This is a genomic window from Phyllobacterium sp. (assembly GCF_037994405.1).
Taxonomy (GTDB): domain Bacteria; phylum Pseudomonadota; class Alphaproteobacteria; order Rhizobiales; family Rhizobiaceae; genus Phyllobacterium.
In genome coordinates this window covers 1-3,141 of sequence record NZ_JBBNAN010000324.1, presented here as the reverse complement: position 1 = coordinate 3,141, position 3,141 = coordinate 1, and the positions used below count along the sequence as shown (strand labels likewise).

Genomic DNA, 3,141 nt, shown 5'->3' with positions numbered 1-3,141 from the left:
TGCGTCAGGAGGGCGATGAGGGCACAGAAGGAAATTCCGGAAATAAGCAGGAAGGCGTCATTGTAGGCGAGGATATTTGCTTCGCGCGTAATCTGTTGAGACAATAAAGCGACCCCTTCGGCATTGAGCAAGGCTTTGTCGGCAATCATCCTACCGTACATGCCGGCCGGTTGCGATGCACGTTGGGTCACCATGGGATCAAACGATACGATGCGTTCAGCCAATATGTTGGAGTGAAATTTCTCGCGGATCGTTATGAACGAACCGAAAACTGCCTGCCCGAGAAGCCCTCCAAGGCTCTGCGTCGACAGGAAAACAATGATGAAGCTCAATATATAGTTAGGTCCGCGCTTCAGCGCCGCAGTCAAACCGATGGACATGGCTGGCGGCAAAAACAGGGCGGTCGCCGCTGCGATCAGCGCTTGGCTCACATACATTTCCGGAGGGCGGGTCAGATAGGTTGCTTGACTGTCCATATAGGAGCCTATGATCAGGAAGATCAGAGCAACGGCATGAATTGCAGGAACGCGTTCCGGCGTCATGACTGCGGCGCACGACAATCCTGCAGCAATCATTGCAATCATCATGATGAGATAAAGCAGCCATAGCTGGTCGTTCATCAGGCCAATATTCTGAAAAAAGCTTGTGGCAATGGTCGATTGTTCGGAAACGGCCAGCCGAAAGAGAAGGATAGTTCCGGCAAGATGCAGCATCTCCTTGCTGGCAATCCATCTTATATCGAGTAGTGGCCTTTCGCGGTTGAGTTCGATCACGACAGCCGTCGTGACGGTCACAACGGCTATCGCCAGCAGAACCCCAAGCCAGGCAGCTTCCCTCCACCAGTAGAGACGGCCTGTCACCAGGACGACGGCAGTGCAGCCGAACCGATGGCGATCAGCAGGTAGCTCACGACGTCGAGCTTCTCGATCACCTTGGCACGCGGGACCGGAGTAAGCGGCAGAACGTAGATCACGCCGAAAGCCACGAGCGCTAGCGATATTTCGAACGTATAGAGGCCTTGCCACTGGCCGATGTCGAGTAAAGTCGGTGACAAGAGGCGCGCCAGCGGCGCGGCAAGCGAGATATTGGTGAGGACGAGGCAAACGCCGATCGTCCTTTTTCGAGACGGAGGAAACGCCTCCAGCATGTAGAGAAAGGCCAGACTCGACAGGGGCGCGGCCGCAATGCCGCTGACAAAGCGGATCATGATCGCCGATTGCAGATCGGTGACAAACAAGTGCAGCAGCGAAACCAGCACGAATACGGCGATGCTCAGTTCGGCGAAATTCCGGAGACCATACTGGTTTCGGATTTTGATAAGCGCAACGGAGAGGCTGACGTTGGGTGCCATATAGGCAGCAATCAGCCATGTCGCTTCGATATTGGTGGCACCGAGATAGCCTTGAATTTGCGGGATATTCGTCGCGATCAAGTTCATGCCGAGCCCTTGTGTCATCGACAGGAGCGTTGATGCAGCGATATAGGCGGCAGAACGGAGCGGATTGATGGGCGGGTCGGCGATCGGGGATGCCTCGGTGAAGGTCTGCTCATTCGCCAGTTTCATATTGTTTGGGGAATAGCCGACAAATTCCGCCTCGGGGAACATGAATCTAGCCTCTCGATCAAGATCGTAGAGCTTCGGGCACCCGCACAATTGGACCTGCGAAGCGGGAACAAGATTCTAACTGCATATCCTTTTATTCTTCAGGTCACTGGTGATAGTGGCGCACCTCGCGGGCGTTTGACGTTCCACGCTACGCCCTAGCGGGGACACTCGGGTTAGTGGATCTCGGCAATATAGCCTGCCGCCCGCAACACCCCAAAGCCTGCATGGCTGGCTATTTGCGGATTCGCTCCTTGCGCCCGTGCTTGTTGTCGACTGGGCCGCCTGGCATCCGGTCACCACTAGCAAAGCTGAAATAACCATCCATGATCGCATCATGTCCTCCATACACGTGGGTGAGGCTACCAGAATGCGCGATAGTGTGGGTACGTTGGCCCTTTGTCCAGGCCCGCCACGACGGAGTGCGTTATCTCCAAGCGATACTTACAGAACGCCGCTTGTCACAACGGCAGTCCGCGACGACTTAGCTCCCTGCCTTGGCGTCCGAGATTGCGCGAACGCCAAGCCAATTAATTGGGACGCTCGGCCCCTACTAGCGCTTTTCAAGGCCCGCAGCCCCACACGCGCCAGATTTTCATGGCTACCTCCAGTTCTTGGTAGTTTTCAAACATTGCAGGGTGCAGAAGGTTCCAGATCTTGGCAATGAGTGTTTGATCTGTTCAATGACCATTACGTCCGCTCTCACTCCATGCTTCCAGTATTTCCACTGTTTCTGCAGTCTCCACTTGCTGGGACAAGCGCTGGCCGTAGAACTTCTGCATTGCGTCGTGGGCTTCATCGGACGAACTGCACACAGCGTCAGTCGCCAAGATGATCCTGTAGCCAAGATCAACGCCGCCCATAACGGTGGCCATGACGCAGACATCAGTCTCTCCCCCCGAAACAACTAACGAACTGATGTCGGCGTTATGTAACGTGGAAGCGAGCTCGCCCGAAAACCAAGGCGAGTACACCCGCTTGTCGAAAACGCGCGCCGGCGGGACATATCGCGCGAGTTCCGGGACCAGATCGACCAGCGTTTTATCAACGTGCGCGAGGGTCATCTCTTGCCATTTTTCGTAGTAGCGTGTCCAACTCCCGCGCGTCTCCACAGGGCTGTCGGCAGGAATGAACCGAGTAAATATCGTTCGCGATGGGTGCAGTGAAACGAGCTTGTGAATTTCGGGGAGGACCCGCTCGAACCAAGGCATGGCCCAACGACTATGTCCAGTGAAGAGCCCTTGCATATCAACGCAGATATGAACCGCCTGACGTATGGGTCCAAATCGCAAACCGGTGGCCATATCGTCTCCGAAAAAAAGCGCGCCGTTTCAGGCGCGCTCCAGGTTCAGGCAGCCATTGCTGACTGGTTCAGCGATTTTTCGGCAAGCGCCGTCAAAGCCTCGTCGGTTGCCGTCTCCTCCTGCAAGGTATCGTGAAGAAGCTTTTGCGCATCTTTTAATCCGAGTTCTCCTGCCCACCGGGCCAACGTTCCGTAGCGAGCAATCTCATAGTGTTCGACGGCCTGCGCTGCGGAG

The 3,141-nt window shown here is 55.5% G+C and carries 2 protein-coding genes and 1 pseudogene; all 3 read right to left on the bottom strand.

The features are described from left to right. A pseudogene (locus AAAC48_RS18055) lies at positions 1-1,564 on the bottom strand (MFS transporter); the annotation flags it as partial. A 719-nt stretch (positions 1,565-2,283) separates the two neighbouring features. Beyond that, positions 2,284-2,907: an isochorismatase family cysteine hydrolase gene (locus AAAC48_RS18050; protein ID WP_340655509.1), complete on the bottom strand. Its 624-nt coding sequence runs from the start codon at positions 2,905-2,907 to the stop codon at positions 2,284-2,286. 44 nt (positions 2,908-2,951) lie between these two features. Beyond that, positions 2,952-3,141 (bottom strand): DUF892 family protein (locus AAAC48_RS18045; RefSeq protein WP_340655508.1); only part of this gene is annotated, 190 nt, incomplete at its 5' end.